The organism is Planctomonas sp. JC2975, from assembly GCF_012985205.1.
Lineage (GTDB): Bacteria > Actinomycetota > Actinomycetes > Actinomycetales > Microbacteriaceae > Humibacter.
Genome location: NZ_JABEKS010000002.1, coordinates 95,231 through 113,715, shown reverse-complemented (window position 1 = coordinate 113,715; position 18,485 = coordinate 95,231). Strand labels below are relative to the sequence as shown.

Below are 18,485 nucleotides of genomic sequence, written 5' to 3'. Positions count from 1 at the left end.
GGTCGCGCCTGCCTCGGGCGTGTTCGCGGCGCGCCGCTCCGACGACGTGGATCGGCTCTCGCCTCGATCAGTTGTTCGACAGGTTGTTGCCGCACTCGTAGAACGCGGTCGTCAAATTGTCGATCGCCGAGAGCGCCGCATCGTCGCCCGGATAGTTCAGTGCGTAGATGGCGAACGTGAGGTTCGTACCGTCCTTCGCGTGGATCACGCCCGCGAGAGTACGTGCCGTGTCGATCCATCCCGTCTTGGCGTTGACGCTGCCGACAGCGGCCGACGAGAAGGACCCGTCGAAACGGCCGTAACCCGGACCGAGCGTGCCCGTCTTGCCCGCGACGGGCATTCCGTCGTAGATCGACCCGAGCGATCCCTCCCGGTTCAGCACCTTCACGAGGAAGCGGGTGAGATAGGAGGCCGGAACCTTGTTGTTCGCACTCAGGCCGGAACCGTCGGCGAAGTACAGGCCGGTCTCGTCGATCCCGTAGCTCTGCAGACCCTTGAGCGTTCCGGCGTTGATCGCCGAGAAGCTGTTGCCCGTTCCTGCCTTGATGGCGACCAGACGGGCGAGCTCCTCCATGATCGTGTTGTCGGAATAGGTGAGCGCCTGCTCGGCGAGCGCCGACACCGGCTGCGAGAGCACCTGTCCGAGCTGCTTGGCGCCGGCCGGCGCTGTCCCCTGGCTGATGGAGATGTTGCCGCCCAAATCGTCGGCGAGCGCATTCGCGGCGCGTCCCACCGGATCAGTGCTGCGCGGCGACTCCACCGCCGTCGGGTCGTTGCGGTCGCCGTCCACCATGAACGAGGTCATGTACGGCGTCGAGCCCTCGACCACGCGCTCCTCGTGCTCGTCCCAACTGCTCTCCCACACGGGGCCGGAGTACAGGGACGTGTCCACGACGAGCGAGGTGATCTGCTGGCCCGCGTTCGATGGATCGGATGCCCACGCCTGCTTCACCTGATTCGCCAGGTCGTCGAGGTGGGGCGCGTTCGTGTAGAACGAGTTCTGTCCGGTCGGGAGACGCGACAGCGTCACGTCCCCTCCGCCGATCACGACGACCTGGCCGGGCTGCGAGCCCTTGACGACGGTGGTCGGCACGCGGTAGTCCGGTCCCAGGATGCTGAAGGCCGCTGCGGCGGTGAGCATCTTCAGCACGCTCGCGGTCGGCGCCGGGTTCGAGCCGTTTCGGTCGTACAGCACCTCGCCCGTCGTGGCGTTCACCACCTGGGCCTCGAGCGTTCCGAACCCGGATGCCGACGCGTACGAGTCGACGGAGCACGTGCGGATCTTGCTCGCCGCAGCGGATGCCGTCGGTGCCGGCCGAGTCGTCGCCGTGGCCGTCGGCGTCGCGCTCGGGCTTGCGGACGGACCGGCACCGAGCGCACTCGCCGGCGAGGTCGCAGCACCGATGCCGAACGACAGTGCACCGAGAATGACGACCCCGATGACGATGCCGGCGATCAGCGACGTGCGAGGGTTGCGCCTTATCCAGGTCAGGACGCCGTTGAAGAACTGACCGGGTCCGCCGCCCGAGCCGCCACGGCCGGAACCACCACGCCCCGGACCGCCGCGGCCGGAACCGTTGCCTCCAGAACCGTTGCCTCCAGAGCCGTTGCCGCCGGATCGGCCCGCGCCGCCGGATCCACCGGACCCGCCGGATCCACCGTTTCCGCCACCGCTCGCGTTGCCCTGGCCGGAACCGCCGCCAGAGGCGCCGAACGCTGCAGAACCGCCGAACCCGTCATCCGCTCCTGACGCCTCCTGCGCCGCAAGGTCGCGGGCACGAAGGGGCTGCGACGATGCGGATGCCGCGTTCGCTCCGAACACACCTGCCGCGGCCGTCGCCCACGCGGCACCCTGCGCTGATGCACCGGCTCCGGCAGCCGTCGCGCCGTAAGGGGCACCTGCAGCGGACGCTCCGGTCGAGCCGGCACCGTATGCAGCCGTGCCGAAACCGCCGACACCGTATGCAGCCGTGCCGAAACCGCCGGCACCGAATGCTGTTGTCTGGGCGTCCGCCGCGCCGAACGCGGCAGTGTCCTCGCGGGCCTCGAAATCGTCCTCGTCCGCAGTGTCGAAGGGATCCCATGGCCGGTCGACGGCGGTCGTTGCGACATCGTCGGCCGGCTGGAAGGCCGCCGTCGCGCCGTCGTCCCAGGAGGGGAACGCCGTCGTCTGCGCCTCGGCTGCCGGATCGAACGCCCTGGTCGGGACGTCCGCCTCGGCGGCGAAGGCCGTGCTGGGCGCCGATTCGTCGTCGAACGCAGCGAACGGCCACGCAGGCACGGGGTCTGCGGTGCCCCGCGCAAACGTGGATGCCTCGTCGGCACGATCCGCGTATCCGTCGAAGGGAACACCGGTCACCGACTCGACTGCAGGTTCCGTTGCTGCAGCTTGTGCGGGCGTGGGTGAGAGCCCGGCCGCGTCTGCGCCGAACAGAAGTGCCGTCGCCGACTTGAGCCAGGCATCCCCCGACGATCCGTCGGCGTCCGCCGTCGGGACCGGCGCAGCGTCGACGTTGGTCTCGGGCGCGATGCCCGGATTCGCCTCCGGCGCGAACGGCCAGTCCGGCTCACGCACGTCCCCAGGAACGGCCGGATCCGCGACCGGTGGCGCTCCGAACGGCTGAGTGGAGAGGGGCACGGCGCCGTATGGCTGAGCATCGAACTGCGGGGCGCCGGGCGACGGCGCGGCCGGCGGAAGGACGAACGGTGCAGGCTCGGAAACGAACGGCGTGAAGCCGCCGGACAGGGTGCCGGCGTCCTGGCCGGCGTCGTCCACTGCAGCGGCGCCCCAGGCATCGGGCTCGACGGCAGCCGAGTCACGGGCATCAACGCCGACCCCGTCTTCGGTGGACGCGTGCGGCCGGGCGGTCCCTTGGTCGGCCGCATCCGCGTCGAACCATGAGAACGAGGAAGGCCGTGCCGACGAGGCGATGGCCACAGCGGCCGTGTCGCTCGACAGCCACGGAAGCTCCGAGGGTGCGCCGGCCGGCCGATCCGCTCGATCGTCCGCGTCCTGCCACTCAGGCTCGCCGTGGACCGGCTTGGCGCCGAGCGGGTCGACCGTCTGCGGCTCCTCGCCGAGCCATGAGGGATGAGCCAGCCCGACAAGCGAACCCGATGCCGTCACCTCGGTCGGATCGAAATCCGTCGGCACCTCGAATGCGTCGGGCTCCTCCACGGTGCGCGGCTGATCCCAGCGCGGACGCATCCACAGCTCCTGCGGCTGCTCCGCATCCGGTTCGAATTCGTCGGACGGACGCCTCGCGTCGTCTTGATCCTGCGACAACCCGCCGAACAGTGCGCCGAGCCCGCCGGTCAGCGGATCCGGGCCGTCCGAGAATCCCGTGGCGTCGCCACCGAACGGTTGCGTCGACCATACGGACGGTGTCGTGTTCGGATCGCCGCCGGGATCCTGCGTCGAAGCCCGTTCGGCACGCGGGAACACAGACGTCGCAGGCTCGTTCGCGGGCGGCACGATGCCGAGGAGAGCGGTGCGGTCGAACACATTCTGCGCCGGGTTCTCCGTCGGCTGGGCCGACGCGAAGTCCGTTGGTGGGCGCCAGGCATCCCCCGAAGCGTCGATCGGTGTCGCCGGTGCAGGTTCCGAAGGAAGCGCGGACGCAGACGGCCGGGTGAACGCGACACGAGGGTCAGCGACGGGCTGCGACCACGACGGATACCCGGGTGAGGTCTGCGCGGACGAGTCCGATCCGGACCACGCCTGACCGGGCGACGACTGGGCCGGCGCCTGCGCCTCGGCTGGCGCGGCCGGGAACCTGCCGAGCACCGGCGGTACCCAGGACGTTTCCACCGGCACGGATGCGGCAGGCGGCGTCCATACCGGCGCGGCAGGTTGGGCCCAGTCCTGTGCGGCAGGTTGCGCCCAGCCCTGGTCGGCGGACTCGGTCCAGTTCTGCGCCGTGGGCTCAACAGAGGTCGGCGACGACGAGGGTCGCGCCCAGTCCTGAGCCGCCGGCTCGGTCCAGTCCTGCGGGGTCGACTGCGCCCACTCCTGGGCGGCGGGCTGAGTCGAGGACTGCACAACAGGCGGAACCGGCGGCGTCCACTGCGGCGAGTTCATGAGGTCCGCGACCGCGAGCTGCTGCTGCGCGGGAAGCTGCTGGCTCTCGGTCGGCGCGGCTGCGGACTGCCGCTCGACGAACGGCTGCTGCTGAACGGGCGCCGCCTGGGGTGCCGGCTGCGGCTGAGGCGCTGGGCGCCATGGGAACAGATGCGCGGGCGGATGCGAGGAGATCGTGTCCGCGAACGCCGTTCCACCCTCCCTGGGCGGCACCGGCGGAGCCGCTGCAGCAGGCGGGACGGGTGTCTGCTCGGCCGGCGCTGCCGGCACGTACGACGGAGTCGAGCCGAACGGGCTCGCCCCCGGCGCCTGCGGTTCCTCGTCGAACCACGAGAAGGCTGCCGCCGACGGCGCGGGCACCGAAGGCGGTGTCGGCTCGGGTACTGCCGGATACGTGTGTTGCGCGGCGGGGCCATCCACCACGGGGTTCTCCCTCGTGGGGTCGCCGAACAGCGCGCTCAGGCCGAGCGCGTCGAAGGGCGAGTCGGTGGAGTCGTCGGGACGACCGCCACGGCGCGACTGGGGGGAGTCGTCGTGCATTCGGTCGAGTGTAGTAACGCACCCTGTGAGAGTGCGCCACTGTTCGTCATCCGATTCCGATCAGCGCTCCTGCGGGTGGAGTTCAGCGCTCCTGCGGGTAGACCAGTCCGATCCGCTCTCGCACGTCGTCCAGCGTGCGCATGATCGCGATCGACTCGGCCGGCGGCATCACGTTGCTGGCGGTGAGACCGGACTCGATGAGCCGCTCCACCTCACGTGCCTGGAACTGCATCCCCTGGCCGATGATGCGCGTCTTGTACTCCTCGATGACCTCGCCCTGCGGGGTGACGACGCGGAAGTTCGTCGGTGCGTACCAGACGGAGTCGATCTCGATGCGCGCGTCCGTCCCGATGATCGTTGCCGTGTTCGTGCCGCGCACGTCACTGGCGCAACGCGCGACCGCGAGCGCGCGGTCCCCATAGCCGAGCACGACGTCGGTGGCGGCATCCGCTCCCGTTGCAGTGAATCGGGCGGATGCGTGCACCGACTCGGGCGCACCGAAGAGCATCGATGCGAAGGAGAGCGGATAGATGCCGAGGTCGAGCAGCGCGCCACCGCCGAGCTCGATCGCGTTGATGCGATGCCTCGGATCCGCCGGCAGCAGCTGCAGGTGGTCGGCGGCGAACTCGCGGAGCACCCCGAGCCGGCCGCCCGCGATGATCTGGCGGATGCGCTCCACGTGCGGCAGGAAGCGGGTCCACATCGCCTCCATGATCAGCAGGTTGCGGTCCGCAGCCAGTTCGACGATGCGTCTCGCCTGCGCCGCGTTCAACGTGAACGGCTTCTCGACCAGCACGTGCTTGCCCGCGGAGAGTGCCAGCTCGGCATGCGCTGCGTGCTCCGGATGAATGCTCGCCACGTACACGACGTCCACATCGTCGTCGGAGACCAACTCCTCGTAGCTCGGATGCGCCGTCGGGATGCCGAACTCGTCCGCGAAGGCATCCGCCGTCTCCTGCACCCTCGACCCGACCGCGACGAGCTCGTGCCCGTCGTCGATGAGGTCTTTGGCGAACGTGTGCGCGATGCCGCCTGTGCCCAGAATGCCCCACCGGATGTCGCTCATCGCTCCCCCGTTTTCGCTCGACCACCGCGTCTTGCACCTGCGGACAGCGTAGTGCGGCCGCGGTCACACCCTGGCAGCGTCGCTCGTGCCGAACAAGCCCGCATGGTGGTCGGCGAGCGTGTCGAACGCCGTCGCCACGTCCTCCGGCCGGGGCGCGTTCGGCGCGAACCGCGCCAAGACCAGACCCACGATCCCGAGGCCGGTCGACGTGTCCGCCCGGTCCTCTGCCCGGAGCAGCGACGCCGGAGCAGCCGGTACCCGCGGGATGGCGATCTTCGGCCACGTGGAGGCCGGCCTGGCGCTCGATCGCGTCACAGCAGACAAGAGGGTTCGAGCCGCGGCATCCCTGTCGGTCAGCGGCGCCAGCGCGTGCTGGGCGCAAAGCGTTGCGATCACCGATGTGTGCCCCACGACGTCGTTGACCACGGTTCCCGGGTCGATCCACGATGAGACGACGATGGCCGGAACGCGAGGTCCGAGGCGATCGAAGGTGAAGCCGGACTCGCCGGGTGTCGCCGCGTCATCCGGCGGTGGCGCGGCAGGCGGAGGCACATGGTCGAAGAGGCCACCGCTCTCGTCGAACGTGATGATCAACGTCGTGCTGTCCGCCTGAGGAGAGGTTCGGATGCCTTCGTACACCTCAGCGACGAGCGCTTCGGCCGCGATCATGTCGGCGACGCCCTTGTTGTACACGGAGAGACGATCGACGATGTCACCCGATGCGACCGCCGCAGGATGCATGCTGTTGCGATTGAAGATCATCCGCGGCTCGATGAAGGAGTACGCGGGCAGGCGCCCGGAACGCGCGTCCGCGTGGAATTGATCCATGCTCCTGAAATTCGTCTTCCAGTACGCCTCGATGGAGGGCGCTGCGAGGATCCCCGTCAGCGAGACGGCCTGCGTCTCGTCGTAGTACACACGCCAGGGGACCCGGGCGTCGTTGAGTCTGTTGAAGATGGTCGGGACGGCCGGAACGTTCCACCACTTCTCGTATCCGCCGCTGCCGGCGTTGGTGACGTAGCCGTGCGAGGTACCGGAGTGAAAGAACGAACGGTTGCAGAACGTGTCGGACGGGACGGCGGCGAACCAGTGGTCGAAGATCCCGAAGCTGCGCGCCAGCGTCGTCAGCACAGGCAAGGCGTCCGGCGCGAATCCGCCCATGACCTGCCGGTACTCGTCCTTGGTCGGGGCGTGGCCGCGCAGGCTGCGGAAGTTCTCCACGTAGTCCGCGACGAATCCGCTCATCGCTGGACGGCCGACCGCCGAAGACGTTCCGAAGAGCTGGTGGTTCACGTGGCCGAGGTCCTCACCGGTGTCGGTCGTCGGCTGCACGAGCACGGCATCCCGCGACCCGGTGTAACGGTAGGCCGGAATGACCACCCCACCGGGTCCGACATTGGACGACGGATGCTGGTACAGACCATCGACACGCTGCCCCGGACGAAGCTGGTCGTCGCGGTACAGCCATCCGAGGACGTGATCGAATGACCTGTTCTCCAGCATCAGGACGACGACGTGGTCGAACGCCCTGACGTCGGCCGGCACAGCCGGACCCCGGCCCTCCGCCCTGGCGTGCACGTCCCCCTGAGCCGAGATCGTCGAGAAATCACCGAGAAGGGCGAGACCTCCGACGCCCAGCCCGATACCGGCGAGGAGCGAGCGGCGCGTGACCTCCCGGGACATGACATTCCGGCCGACGCCCGCTCCGGGTGTCGGTGTCACGGCCGGCTCGCTGTCCGTCACGCTGCGAGCTTCACAGGACCGTTCCGAGTTTCCTCCCAGAAGCCCAGGTCGGGCCCGAGTGACAACGCGCCGACCGCCGCACCGGATCGATCCGCGGTCAGGGGCCGACGGCGACCTCGAACACCTCTGAGACCGGCGACTCGAGCCTGGCTTCCGCCTTCACCTGCTCCCGTACCGATGCGTTGTCGGCTTCGAGCCGTCGCACGTCTTCCTCGGTATCCCAGAACGAGATCACCAGCGCCTTTCCGTTGTCGCGGTCGACGAGGTAGTAGAAGTCACGGAATCCGTGCAGTTCGGGCGCTGCCGCGAGCTGCTCGTGTGCGAGCTTCGCCAAGGCGTCGAGCTTTTCGGCCGGTTGATGAACGGTTTGCACTCGTGCGAACATGATTCTCCAAACGTAGTCGTACCATGTAGAGACATCAGTGTCTCATTAACAGCCTCAGTCGTCTAGAGTGCATACACTCGCAGCACATCGACAACGAGGACACGGGGATGACCAAGGGCGAAGCATCGCGGCAACGAACACAGGCGGCCATCATCGACGGTGCGGCGAAAGTCCTCGCCGCACGCGGAGAAGCAGCCAGCATGGATGAGATCGCGGCATCCGCCGGAATCGGCCGCGCGACGCTCTACCGTTACTTCCCGAGCCGTGAAGACCTGCTCGGCGCGATGGCCGCGGCAAGCGTCGCGGAGCTGGCGGCGCGGATCGCGGAAGCGAACCTGGACTCCGTCCCCTTCGACGAGGCAGTCGCGCGACTGGCCCGCGCCATCCTCGCCACGGGCGGCAAATTCGCGGCGCTGAGCGCCGACAGCGCCGCCTACAGCAAGACGTATCCGGACTTCGACGCCAAGGTGACAGAGCCGATGCGCGCGCTCTTCCGCCGAGGATTCGCAGACGGTTCACTCAGAGCGGATCTCCCCGCCGACGTTCAGCTGGACCTGTTCTCCGGTCTGATCAAGGCAGCCCTCGACACGACGACGAGTGGTCGCGGAGGCATCGAGGACGCAGCAGCCGCCGTGTCCTCGATGTTCCTGCACGGAGCACGCGCCGGCTGACGCACGGCCGGGGACTCTGCACCGGCCGGCATGACGAATGGCCTCTTCCGGGACCGTTCTTCGTGTGGAGCCGCCTAGGGGAATCGCCCCGCCCAAGGGTTCAATACCCCATCACGATTCGAAATGAAGAACGGCCCCTTTCGGGGCCGTTCTTCCTTGGAGCCGCCTAAGGGAATCGAACCCTTGACCTATTCATTACGAGTGAATCGCTCTGCCGACTGAGCTAAGGCGGCGTGACGCGACATCCGCGCGCACAGCAGACAAGCTTACCGGATTCCCGAGGGCCCTCCGACCACCACCCGGGCGCCGGCTCACACCTGATCGCGCACCAACGACTGCAGCTCCTCGAACGAGGCCACGAGCCTGTCACTGAGGGCGCCCCTTCCGCCACCCTCTGCCCAGCACGACCACGCGTGCCGGATCGCCGCGAACGCCACATACGTCACGAGGCGCGCCCTGCTGTGCAATCGCGCCACGTCGTCGGAGGTCTCCGGGTGATCACGCACCAGGCGCTGCTCGATCACCGATCCGAGCTCGAGCTCCATTTGCTTCATGCTCGCCATGCGCAGCGTGAAGAGATACGGATGCTCCCGCAACAGCCTACGACGAAGCGCTTCGGTGTCCGCCTGGCCGAGATTCGCCTCATCGTCGACCGTCGTGATCAGGAGATCGCGGATGCCGTCGAGGATCGGCTGCTCCGGGCCCGCTTCGAGGAACCGTTCGACCGGCTCGCCGTGCGGCATCTCGGGCACATCGCCGAGGACGGCCGCTTCCTTCGTCGGGAAGTAATTGAAGAACGTGCGCGGAGAGACACCTGCGGCGTGACTGATCTCCTCGACGGTGACGCCGTCGAATCCGCGTTCCAACGACAGCGTCAGAACGGCGTGCTGAATGGCGTTGCGCGTCGCAAGCCGCTTGCGCTCGCGCACGCCACCCTGTGATGCCGCTATGTCGCCGACGAGATCCACCACACCATTATTGCAGTGAGTGCAACTATCAGCACTCGGGATCTGTCTTCGGAACCGTTCCCTGAACGAAGAAGGAGTCGACGGCGTCGTTCACGCACGAATTGGACTTGTTGTATGCCGTGTGACCGTGTCCGTGATACGTGATCAGGTGGCCGCTGTCGAGCTGCTTCGACAGGTTGACCGCCCACTGGTACGGAGTCGCCGGATCTCCCGTCGTGCCGACGACGATGATGGGGGCTGCGCCCGCGGCGTGGATCGGACCCTCTGTGCGGGTCGGCTTGTAGGGCCAGACCGCGCAGCCGATGTCGCCGTAGGACATGTACGGGCCGATCACGGGTGCCGCCTTCGTCAGTGCGGCGGCCTGCGCACGCATGCTCGCGGGGTTCGCGTTCACTGAGTAGTCCAGGCAGTTGATCGAGACGAAGGCCTCTGTCGAGTTGTCCGAATACGAGCCGTCCGAGTTCCGGTCGTAGTACGCGTCCGCGAGGATGAAAGCCACGCGCGCGCTGCCCTGCATGACGTCCTCGAAGAGCTTGTCGAGAGCGCTCCACGCGCTCGAGTCGTAGAGCGGGTAGATGATCGCCGTGACCATGGTGTCCGCGCCGAGCTCGCGGCCGTCCGAGTTGCGGATCGGGCTCGCATCCAGGGACGCGAGCAGATTCGAGACGGTGGAGAGTGCGTTGTCGACGGATCCGGAGAACGGACATCCCTTTCGCTTCAGGCAGTCCGTGAGATAGGACGTGAGCTCGGACTCGAAGCCCTTGGACTGACCGAGATTCACGTCGAAGTTCGAGGAGGCCGGATCGAGCGCCCCGTCGAGCACCATGCGACCGACGTTCTTCGGATACAGCCCGGCGTACGTCGCGCCGAGGAGCGTGCCGTACGAGTAGCCGAGGTAATTGAGCTTGGCATCACCCAGCACGGCCCGGAGCACGTCGAGGTCGCGAGCCGCGCTCGACGTCCCGACCTCGCCCAGCAGCGATCCCGTGTTCTGCTTGCACGCCGCAGCGAAGCTGGTGGCCTCCTGGGTCGACTCGGCGATCCACTGGTCGGATCCGCGCTGTCCAGGCGTGATCCCGAAGAGGTAGTCGTCCATCTGCTTCGGGTCGTAGCACTTCACCGCCGTGGACGATCCGACACCGCGCGGATCGAATCCGACGATGTCGTAGTGCTCCTGAAGGTTCTTGTCGACCGCGTAGTCGAGCGAATTCTTGATGAAGTCGACACCGGATCCGCCGGGACCGCCCGGGTTCACCAGCAGGGATCCAAGACGCTTACCCGTTGCGTAATGCCTGATCAAGGCAAGTTTCACGCTCCCCGACGACGGATCGGACCAGTCGAGCGGAACCTTCGCATCCGCACACTGGAAGTTTCCGCACGTGCTCCAGTCCAGCCGCTGCCCGTAGAAGGGCTGCAGTGCGGACGCCACCTTCTCCGCGCGCGGCGTCGAGGTGACCGGCGGTCGTGCCGCGGGGAAGCATCCGCTCAGGGTCAGGGAGACGACGGCAGCGATCGCCACCACCACCCCGGTGCGCCACCAGTGCCTCGAGCTCGTCATCGGGTCTCCCTTCCCCCTTCGGGGTTCCTCGGGCGTCTCGCCGACACCAGCATCGCCTCCAGGGCGAGCGCCGGCGCGACATTGCCCTCGATCCGCTCGCGGGCGGTCTGCACGGCATCCATGGTTCCCAATGTCTGTGCTGCCGTCGACGTGCGCGCCGACGCTGCCAGCCGCTCGTGGAGTTCCGCGTTCACCAGGTCGGCTCCCGCGTTGATCTGCAGCGTCAGGATGTCGCGGTACAGCGACAACAGGTCTGTGAGGATGCGGTCGATTCCGTCGCGCAGGCTGCGCGTCGCCCGTCGCTTCTGATCTTCCTCCAGTTGTCGCAACTGGCTGCGCAGCTGCGGCGGAATCGTTCCGCCCTCCTGCACGCCGAGCGACTGCAGCGCGTGCGCGCGCTCCTCGGCGTCGCGCTCCTCGGTGATCGCCTTCGCGTCGGCCCCCGCGATCTCGAGCAGCCTGGCGGCCCCTGCGATCACGTCCGCCACGGTGCGGATGCCGAGCGCGAGTTCCAGCGTCTCCTCGCGTCGCTCCCGCGCTTCGATGTTCGTCGCCAGTCGGTGCGCCATACCGATGTGGCTCTGCGCATGGCGCGCTGCACGTTCCGCCACCTCGGCGCTCACACCGTCGCGGTGCTCGATGAGCTCGGCGACGTCCGCGACGGATGGGACCCGAAGACGGACGGTGCGCACACGCGACCTGATCGTCGGCAGGAGATCAGCGTCGCTGGGAGCGCACAGAATCCAGACCGTGCGCTCCGGCGGCTCTTCGAGCGCTTTGAGCAACACGTTGGACGTGCGCTCCGACATGCGGTCGGCGTCCTCGATGACCATCACGCGATACCGGCTGACGGATGGCGAGAACTGCGAACTCGAAACCAGCGAGCGCACCTCGTCGATCGAGATGATGACTCTTTCCGTACTGAGCACGCTGAGATCCGGATGCGTCCTCGCCTGGACCTCCCGCGTCGTCACGGGATCGCCGTCTGCGCCGTCCGAGCTCAGCAGCGCTGCTGCGAAAGAGTAGGCGAGGTTCGACCGACCGGACCCGGGGGGTCCCGTGATGAGCCAGGCGTGCGTCATCGCTGCGGATGTCGTCGCCGCGGCCGCTGCGCACAACGTCGCGATGGCCTCCGGCTGCCCGGCGAGGCCGTCCCACACGGACATCTGGGCTACCGGCATGCTTCGACGCTACCCGGTACGGACGTCACTGCCGGACGCCGACGTCGCCGATTCGATGCCGCGCTCGGCGAGAAGCTCGTCGATGCGGGCCGCGATCTTCACCGCGAGGTCGGATGAGGACTCCGACCCGTCGACGACCAGGAATCGACCGCGCTCGACCTCGGCCAACGCGAGGAACGCGGTTCGCACGCGGGCGTGGAACTCCGTGCCTTGCGCCTCCAGCCGGTCGAAACGCTTGTTGGCCGCGTCGAGGCGACCCCGGGCATCCGCTTCGTCCAGGTCGAGGAGCACGGTCAGATCCGGCAGAAGGCCCTCGGTCGCCCACAGGGAGAGCTCGCGGATCTCCGCGGCATCCAGCTCGCGGCCGACCCCTTGATAGGCCACGGATGAGTCGAGGTAGCGATCCTGTACGACTGTGACGCCCGAGGCGAGGGCCGGACGGACCACCGTCGCCACGTGATGCGCGCGGTCCGCAGCGTAGAGGAGCGCCTCGGCACGCGGAACGATGTCACCGCGGTGGTGCAGCACGAGCTCGCGGATCTCGTGTCCCACCTCGGTGCCGCCGGGCTCACGAGTGTGCAGCACCGTGTGGCCCGCGTCCCGGAGATGCTCGGCGAGCAACCTGGACTGCGTCGATTTGCCCGACCCGTCCCCGCCCTCGAACGTGATGAAGAGGCCGCGCGGCCGAGCGGATGCTCCGTCCTTTCCTGCCGAGGACGGTGCCGCCTCCTGCTCGTGGTCCGTCACGACTCTTCGCCGGCCGACTTCGCGGCAGTCGACTTCGCCGACCTGGCTCTCGCCGTCGAGGGCGCCGCCTTCGCGGCCGTGGTCTTCGTCGTGGCCGTTCCCGTCGACGCCTTGGTCGTCCGTGTGGCCGCGGACGTCGCGGATGATGACTTCGCCCTCGTCGACTTCGCCGCCGTTGCCTTCGCGGCAGTCGACTTCGCCGCCGTTGGCTTCGCCGCCGTTGACTTCGCGGTCGTAGCCTTCGCAGTCGTCGACTTCGTGGTCGTCTTGGCGCCCGCGGCCGACGACTTCGACGTGGTGCGACGCGAGGTCGTCGTCCTCTTCACCGGACCCTTCGCGCGCTTGTCGGCGAGCAGTTGTTTCGCTCGTTCGAAGTCGACGTCGTCGACGGATTCGCCGCGCGGAATCGTGGCGTTCGTCTCGCCGTCGGTCACGTAGGGGCCGAATCGACCGTCCTTGACTCGCACCGGTTTGCCACTGACCGGATCCGCGTCGAACTCCTTCAGCGCGCTGGACGAACGCCGCGCTCCGTACTTGGGCTGGGCGAACAGCTCCAATGCACTGGCGAGATCGATCGTGAAGATTTCGTCCTCGCCCGGGAGTGAGCGCGTGTCGGCACCCTTCTTGAGGTAGGCGCCGTATCGGCCGTTCTGGGCGAGGATCGGCTCTCCGGATTCAGGGTCGTCGCCGACGGCCCTAGGCAGATCCAGAAGCCGCAGCGCGGTCTCGAAGTCGACCGTCGCAGGATCCATCGATTTGAAGAGGGATGCCGTGCGCGGCTTGTCCACCGCCTTGGCGGCCTTCGTCGTCTTGGCGGCCTTCTTCTTCGGTGCTCGCACCTCTCCGGTCTCGAGGTCGACGACCTCGTCGACGGCGTCGGTGATATCCACCGCGTCGGGCACCGGCTCGATCTCGGGTTCGACCTCCGTCACATACGGACCGAATCGCCCGTCCTTGACGACGACGAGCTTGCCGTTCGCCGGATTGACGCCCAGCTCGCGGTCGGACTGCACCGGCGCCTCGATGAGTTCGCGCGCCTTGGTTGTGGTGAGTTCGTCCGGGGCGAGTTCCTGAGGGATGTTGACGCGCCGCGGCGTGGCATCCGGGGCCGCGTCGGGATCGATGACCTCGAGATACGGTCCGTAGCGCCCGATGCGCAACGTGATGTCGTCGGCGATGCGCACGGAGTTGATCTCGCGTGCGTCGATCTCACCGAGGTTGTCGACCACCTGGCGCAGACCCTTGTGGTCTGCGCCGCCGAAGTAGAAGCCCTTGAGCCAGTCGGCGCGGGTGGCGTCGCCGTCGGCGATCCGGTCGAGGTCGTTCTCGAGGTCGGCGGTGAAGTCGTAGGCGACGAGGTCGCCGAAGTGGTCCTCGAGCAGTCGGACGACCGCGAACGCGATCCAGTTCGGCACGAGCGCCTGACCCTGCATCGCGACGTAGCCGCGATCCACGATGGTCGAGATGATCGCAGCGTAGGTCGACGGGCGGCCGACTCCGAGTTCCTCCATGCGCTTCACCAGACTCGCCTCCGTGTAGCGCGGAGGCGGTGACGTCTCGTGGCCTTTGGCCTCGACTTCTGCCACGACCAGACTCTGGCCCTCAGTGAGCGGAGGAAGCTTGGCTTCGGATGGCGCAGCATCCGAGTTGCGTTCCTCGTCTCTGCTCTCCTCGTACGCCTGCAGGAAGCCGCGGAAGGTGATCACCGTACCGCTTGCGACCAGCTCGGCGATGGTCCCGTCGAGCGCCCCTTCGGTAACCGCAGCCTCCATCGTGACCGAGGCGGTCTGTCCCTTCGCGTCGGCCATCTGCGACGCAACAGTGCGCCTCCAGATGAGCTCGAACAGACGCAGATCATTTCCGTGCAGCACGGAGGTCATCTGAGAAGGCGTGCGCCAGGTGTCCCCGGCGGGGCGGATGGCCTCGTGCGCCTCCTGCGCGTTCTTGCTCTTGTTGGCGTAGCTGCGAGGCGACGCAGGAATGGAATCCGCCCCGTAGAGCGCCGTCGCCTGAGCGCGCGCCGCACTGATGGCCTGCGCCGACAGCGCGGTCGAGTCGGTTCGCATATAGGTGATGTGCCCGTTCTCATAAAGAGACTGGGCGACGCTCATGGTCTGCCGCGCGGTGAAGCGGAGCTTGCGCGCCGCTTCCTGCTGCAGCGTCGAGGTGGTGAACGGAGCGGTCGGACGACGCGTGAACGGCTTCGTCTCGAGCTTGCGCACAGTCACCGTCGTCGACGGCTGCTTGAGGGCGTCCGCGAGCGCGGATGCCGACGCCTCATCGAACACATGCGCCTGCCCCTTGAGCGCTCCGCGGTCGTCGAAGTCACGGCCGGATGCAACACGCTCGCCATCGACCCTGCTCAGCCGTGCCGGGAACGATGCGTCGTCGGTGGCGGGGGCGAGTTGCGCCGACAGATCCCAATACGAAGCCGACACGAATGCCATGCGCTCGCGCTCACGGTCGACCACGAGCCGCGTCGCCGGAGACTGAACGCGGCCGGCGGACAGTCCCTGACGGACCTTGCGCCACAGGACGGGCGAGACCTCGTATCCGTAGAGACGATCGAGGATCCGTCGTGTCTCCTGCGCGTCGACGAGCGCCATGTCGAGGTCGCGGGTGTTGTCCTTGGCCTTCTCGATGGCGTCCTTGGTGATCTCGTGGAACACCATGCGCTTGACCGGCACTTTGGGCTTGAGTTCCTCGAGAAGGTGCCACGCGATGGCTTCGCCCTCGCGGTCCTCATCGGTTGCGAGCAGGAGTTCGTCCGCACCCTTGAGCAGCTTCTTCAACTTGGTGACCACGCTGCGGGCCCGGTCGGACACCACGTAGTACGGCTCGAAGTCGTTGTCGACATCCACCCCGAACTGGCCGAATGCGCCGCGCTTGCGGTCGGCTGGGATGTCCTTGGGTTCGATCAGATCGCGGATGTGGCCGACCGACGCCTCGACCGTGTACCCATCGCCCAGGTACTTCTCGATCGACTTGACCTTGGTCGGCGACTCGACGATGACCAGCTTGTTCCCTGGCACCTGTCTCCTTATTTCGACTGCTTGGTTGCTTCGTGCCGGGCTTCGACACCCGGAAGTTCTAGGGATGCGCGCTGCGACTCGTCGCCATGACCGATTCGCTCGCCGTCTGCGACAGCAGCGACCGATGTATCTGACGCGTCAGGATGCGACACCGACGAGCCGGATCCACGAACCCGCGCACCAGACGCGAGTCCGCCGGCAGCCCCCGCTTTCTTTCCCCCGATGGCTCCGCCGGTCCGTCGTGCTGTGGAGCAGCGCCGCTCATCAGGCACACCATACACACGTTCTCCGGCGGAGCACCTAATCATCGAGAGGAGTCCACGGCTCCATCGCTCGACGCTGACGAGCCAGGAAGCATCTTCGAAACCAGCGTGGATCCCTCGCCCATTCGCACCCAGGAACGGGATCCGCACCAGCTGGATGTCGAAACGAAGAGCCACGACCGGGCCGGATCATCGACGCGATGAGTCCTCTTCTTTGTGCGTTTCGAGGGGTTGCTCCTTCGTGCCTCCGCGGGACAATAACCGTATGGGTACTTCACCGAACGGTGCCTACACCGCGAAACTGACCGACGGGCCGCTTGAAGGGCGGACCATCACCACGGATTTCCTGGACTCCGGCGAACCGCAACCACGGCTGGAGATCTCCGCAGTCGGCGGCGAGAAGCGTTACGTCTACTCTCGATCCGGTGGGGTGGAGTTCGCGTCCGACTCGGGTGATTCGGATCGCCCGTCTGCTGTCGACTATCGCTACATCGAGGCGGTCTTCAACTGAGGCGGTCCGCCCGGCCCGACACACTTGACGTCACGTGATGCGTGACCGGCTCCGTCCAGAGATCCGTCGCGTGGCCTCATCGGGATGTCCGTAGCGCGGGCCAGTCCCACCGGCACGTCCGTCGTGTGACTAGCGCCTCACCGGGAAGTCCGGCGCGGGACTCGAGCCTCACCGGGAACTCCGGCGCGGGACTCGAGCCTCACTGGGACCTTCGTCTGACTCACGCCTCACCGGGACGTTCAGCGGGTCATCTTGATTCAGGCGGACCAGCTCGAGCACGAACTGTGATCGGCACGCCTCCCCAGGTACCCACGGCGATGACTTCGACGTTAGGGCCGTCAACGTCGCAGTCGTCGATGGCTGCACTGTTCAGTCCAGCGGCGTAGGCAGCACGTTCGCACGGGATCCCTGCCACCCGACCGCTTGCAGCATCGGCCGCGGCGAGCGCGGCAGCATCGGCGGCAGCTTCTACCCGCCGCTTTTCGGCAAGCAGCGAGCACGCCCCGAGCGCACCGATCGTGGTCAGCACCAAGGCCGCGAGCAGCCCAACCGTCAGGATCGTCGCCGAGCCTCGTTCTGAACGTGTCGGTGTTCCGGCGTCGGGGACGCAACTCCCGGGACAGCCGATCGAGACGAAGGAGCCGGCGTACCTCATCGTGATGCACCCTCCGTGTCGGCCGCACTCTGCGCGTTGGTTGCACTCTGCGCGTGAGCTGAAGCCCGAGCGTCGGCCGCGCCCTGCGCGTCAGCAGCGGTCTGCTCGGCGGCTGTGCCTTGCGCGTCGCCCGCGCCCGAGTCGCCCAGCGAGCATCCCGACCCGCTGATGCTGACGCCGCTGAATGCAATGGGGCCCACAGCACCTTGACGCACCGTCACGCAGACCAGGTCATCACGTCGGTCGACTGACACCGCCGCGGAACCGACAAGGTAGCGGATATGGCCATCCGCAGTTCCCTCGGCATCGCCTCGGGCGAGTGACCGAGCGCCGTCGGCCGCCGCATCCGTCAGTCGCGCCTGCTGCACGACCACCTGGACGGCCCCCATCCCGAACGCGAGCACGAGCAGAACAGCCGGCACGACGGCCGCGAACTCCGCGGTCACGCTGCCTCGATCGCGCCGAAGGGCTGTATACGACCACCCGTCGCCGAGACCCGGGATCCCGTTCATGTCAGTCGGTCACGGTGAGCGCGCGACGCACGAGGTCGGTGAGGATTCCTCTTACCTCGTCGCCTCGCAGGATCAGCACGAGCAGCCCGGCGAATCCAACGGCGGCCATCGTCGCGACCGCGTATTCGGCGGTCGCGGATCCGCTCTCATCGGCCAGTGCTCGTCGCACCGATCGCAGTCGATCGAGGCGGCCGAGTCGCATGCCATCGTCCGCGGGGCGTACGGCCTTCGCGGTGGGCGGCGCACTCGACAGGTTGTTCGCGCTTATGGGTTCGCGTGAGGTCGCAGGCTGAACTGAATACTCCGGCATCGTTCTCTCCTTGGTTCTCGGTGTACGGATCAGAAGGTTGGTGACGCAGTCGGGCCCAGGTTCTCTGAATCGGGTCTCTACCGCTGCTCCCGACGAAAGCAGTCGGCGGATCGGAGAACCGTCGATCGGTTCGGTCGCATGAATCGGGGGGGGGTGCGTCGTCGGAAGGCCCGCGAAGGGAACGGACGTCGGGTATCCGAGTGCACCGGTTGCGGCCCTCTCGACCGCTGTGCAACGAGCATCGTCGTGCGGTGTCGAGTGC

At 67.4% G+C, this 18,485-nt stretch carries 14 protein-coding genes and 1 tRNA gene; 2 read left to right on the top strand and 13 right to left on the bottom strand.

Annotated elements, in window-relative coordinates; translation table 11 throughout:
• Window positions 1-67 precede the first annotated feature (67 nt).
• The 4 genes from HII28_RS20320 to HII28_RS13985 all read right to left on the bottom strand — a co-directional run bounded on the left by HII28_RS20320 (window position 68) and on the right by HII28_RS13985 (window position 7,815).
• The gene (locus HII28_RS20320; protein ID WP_240977979.1) at window positions 68-4,621 is read right to left on the bottom strand and encodes a D-alanyl-D-alanine carboxypeptidase; all 4,554 of its coding nucleotides are present in this window, start codon (window positions 4,619-4,621) and stop codon (window positions 68-70) included.
• Between the two features lie 82 nt (window positions 4,622-4,703).
• Complete coding sequence (locus tag HII28_RS13995; protein WP_170026227.1) at window positions 4,704-5,687, bottom strand: Gfo/Idh/MocA family oxidoreductase; 984 nt, start codon at window positions 5,685-5,687, stop codon at window positions 4,704-4,706.
• Between the two features lie 63 nt (window positions 5,688-5,750).
• Complete coding sequence (locus HII28_RS13990; protein WP_170026226.1) at window positions 5,751-7,430, bottom strand: alkaline phosphatase family protein; 1,680 nt, start codon at window positions 7,428-7,430, stop codon at window positions 5,751-5,753.
• Window positions 7,431-7,527: 97 nt separating this feature from the next.
• Window positions 7,528-7,815 (bottom strand): hypothetical protein, encoded by a 288-nt coding sequence (locus HII28_RS13985; RefSeq protein WP_170026225.1) that lies wholly within the window; start codon window positions 7,813-7,815, stop codon window positions 7,528-7,530.
• Window positions 7,816-7,922: 107 nt separating this feature from the next.
• Here HII28_RS13985 and HII28_RS13980 point away from each other — a divergent pair, with 107 nt between their 5' ends.
• The gene (locus HII28_RS13980) at window positions 7,923-8,486 is read left to right on the top strand and encodes a TetR/AcrR family transcriptional regulator (protein WP_170026224.1); all 564 of its coding nucleotides are present in this window, start codon (window positions 7,923-7,925) and stop codon (window positions 8,484-8,486) included.
• A gap of 157 nt (window positions 8,487-8,643) precedes the next feature.
• On the opposite strand, the gene HII28_RS13975 is transcribed toward HII28_RS13980, so the two are convergent.
• The 6 genes from HII28_RS13975 to topA all read right to left on the bottom strand — a co-directional run bounded on the left by HII28_RS13975 (window position 8,644) and on the right by topA (window position 15,972).
• Window positions 8,644-8,719: transfer RNA gene (locus HII28_RS13975), tRNA-Thr, on the bottom strand.
• 78 nt (window positions 8,720-8,797) lie between these two features.
• A complete protein-coding gene (locus HII28_RS13970; protein ID WP_346769337.1) occupies window positions 8,798-9,454 on the bottom strand; it encodes a TetR family transcriptional regulator in 657 nt (218 codons plus the stop codon).
• A 28-nt stretch (window positions 9,455-9,482) separates the two neighbouring features.
• On the bottom strand, window positions 9,483-11,012 hold the full coding sequence (locus HII28_RS13965) for an alpha/beta hydrolase (RefSeq protein ID WP_170026223.1): 1,530 nt from the start codon (window positions 11,010-11,012) through the stop codon (window positions 9,483-9,485).
• Window positions 11,009-12,178, bottom strand: coding sequence for a DNA polymerase III subunit delta' (locus HII28_RS13960; RefSeq protein WP_170026843.1), 1,170 nt, complete (start codon window positions 12,176-12,178; stop codon window positions 11,009-11,011). Before HII28_RS13960 ends, HII28_RS13965 begins: the two co-directional genes overlap by 4 nt.
• A 24-nt stretch (window positions 12,179-12,202) precedes the next feature.
• Window positions 12,203-12,862 (bottom strand): dTMP kinase, encoded by a 660-nt coding sequence (tmk, locus tag HII28_RS13955; protein ID WP_346769363.1) that lies wholly within the window; start codon window positions 12,860-12,862, stop codon window positions 12,203-12,205.
• A gap of 74 nt (window positions 12,863-12,936) precedes the next feature.
• Window positions 12,937-15,972, bottom strand: a complete 3,036-nt coding sequence (topA, locus tag HII28_RS13950) for a type I DNA topoisomerase (RefSeq protein ID WP_170026221.1) — start codon at window positions 15,970-15,972, stop codon at window positions 12,937-12,939.
• A gap of 528 nt (window positions 15,973-16,500) precedes the next feature.
• Here topA and HII28_RS13945 point away from each other — a divergent pair.
• On the top strand, window positions 16,501-16,746 hold the full coding sequence (locus HII28_RS13945; RefSeq protein WP_170026220.1) for a hypothetical protein: 246 nt from the start codon (window positions 16,501-16,503) through the stop codon (window positions 16,744-16,746).
• A 247-nt stretch (window positions 16,747-16,993) separates the two neighbouring features.
• On the opposite strand, the gene HII28_RS13940 is transcribed toward HII28_RS13945, so the two are convergent.
• From HII28_RS13940 to HII28_RS13930, 3 genes are all read right to left on the bottom strand, one after another.
• Window positions 16,994-17,401, bottom strand: a complete 408-nt coding sequence (locus HII28_RS13940) for an Rv3654c family TadE-like protein (RefSeq protein WP_170026219.1) — start codon at window positions 17,399-17,401, stop codon at window positions 16,994-16,996.
• The gene (locus HII28_RS13935; RefSeq protein ID WP_170026218.1) at window positions 17,398-17,847 is read right to left on the bottom strand and encodes a TadE family type IV pilus minor pilin; all 450 of its coding nucleotides are present in this window, start codon (window positions 17,845-17,847) and stop codon (window positions 17,398-17,400) included. Before HII28_RS13935 ends, HII28_RS13940 begins: the two co-directional genes overlap by 4 nt.
• Before the next feature lie 67 nt (window positions 17,848-17,914).
• Window positions 17,915-18,115 (bottom strand): DUF4244 domain-containing protein, encoded by a 201-nt coding sequence (locus HII28_RS13930; protein ID WP_170026842.1) that lies wholly within the window; start codon window positions 18,113-18,115, stop codon window positions 17,915-17,917.
• Window positions 18,116-18,485: the final 370 nt, after the last annotated feature.

What these genes read in the sequence shown, in the direction of transcription:
- HII28_RS20320 (WP_240977979.1), bottom strand. Translation starts at nt 4,621, where the DNA reads ATGCACGACGACTCCCCCCAGTCGCGCCGTGGCGGTCGTCCCGACGAC.
- HII28_RS13960 (WP_170026843.1), bottom strand. Translation starts at nt 12,178, where the DNA reads ATGTCCGTGTGGGACGGCCTCGCCGGGCAGCCGGAGGCCATCGCGACG.
- HII28_RS13930 (WP_170026842.1), bottom strand. Translation starts at nt 18,115, where the DNA reads ATGCGACTCGGCCGCCTCGATCGACTGCGATCGGTGCGACGAGCACTG.
- HII28_RS13980 (WP_170026224.1), top strand. Translation starts at nt 7,923, where the DNA reads ATGACCAAGGGCGAAGCATCGCGGCAACGAACACAGGCGGCCATCATC.
- HII28_RS13940 (WP_170026219.1), bottom strand. Translation starts at nt 17,401, where the DNA reads ATGAGGTACGCCGGCTCCTTCGTCTCGATCGGCTGTCCCGGGAGTTGC.
- HII28_RS13945 (WP_170026220.1), top strand. Translation starts at nt 16,501, where the DNA reads ATGGGTACTTCACCGAACGGTGCCTACACCGCGAAACTGACCGACGGG.
- HII28_RS13995 (WP_170026227.1), bottom strand. Translation starts at nt 5,687, where the DNA reads ATGAGCGACATCCGGTGGGGCATTCTGGGCACAGGCGGCATCGCGCAC.
- HII28_RS13965 (WP_170026223.1), bottom strand. Translation starts at nt 11,012, where the DNA reads ATGACGAGCTCGAGGCACTGGTGGCGCACCGGGGTGGTGGTGGCGATC.
- HII28_RS13985 (WP_170026225.1), bottom strand. Translation starts at nt 7,815, where the DNA reads ATGTTCGCACGAGTGCAAACCGTTCATCAACCGGCCGAAAAGCTCGAC.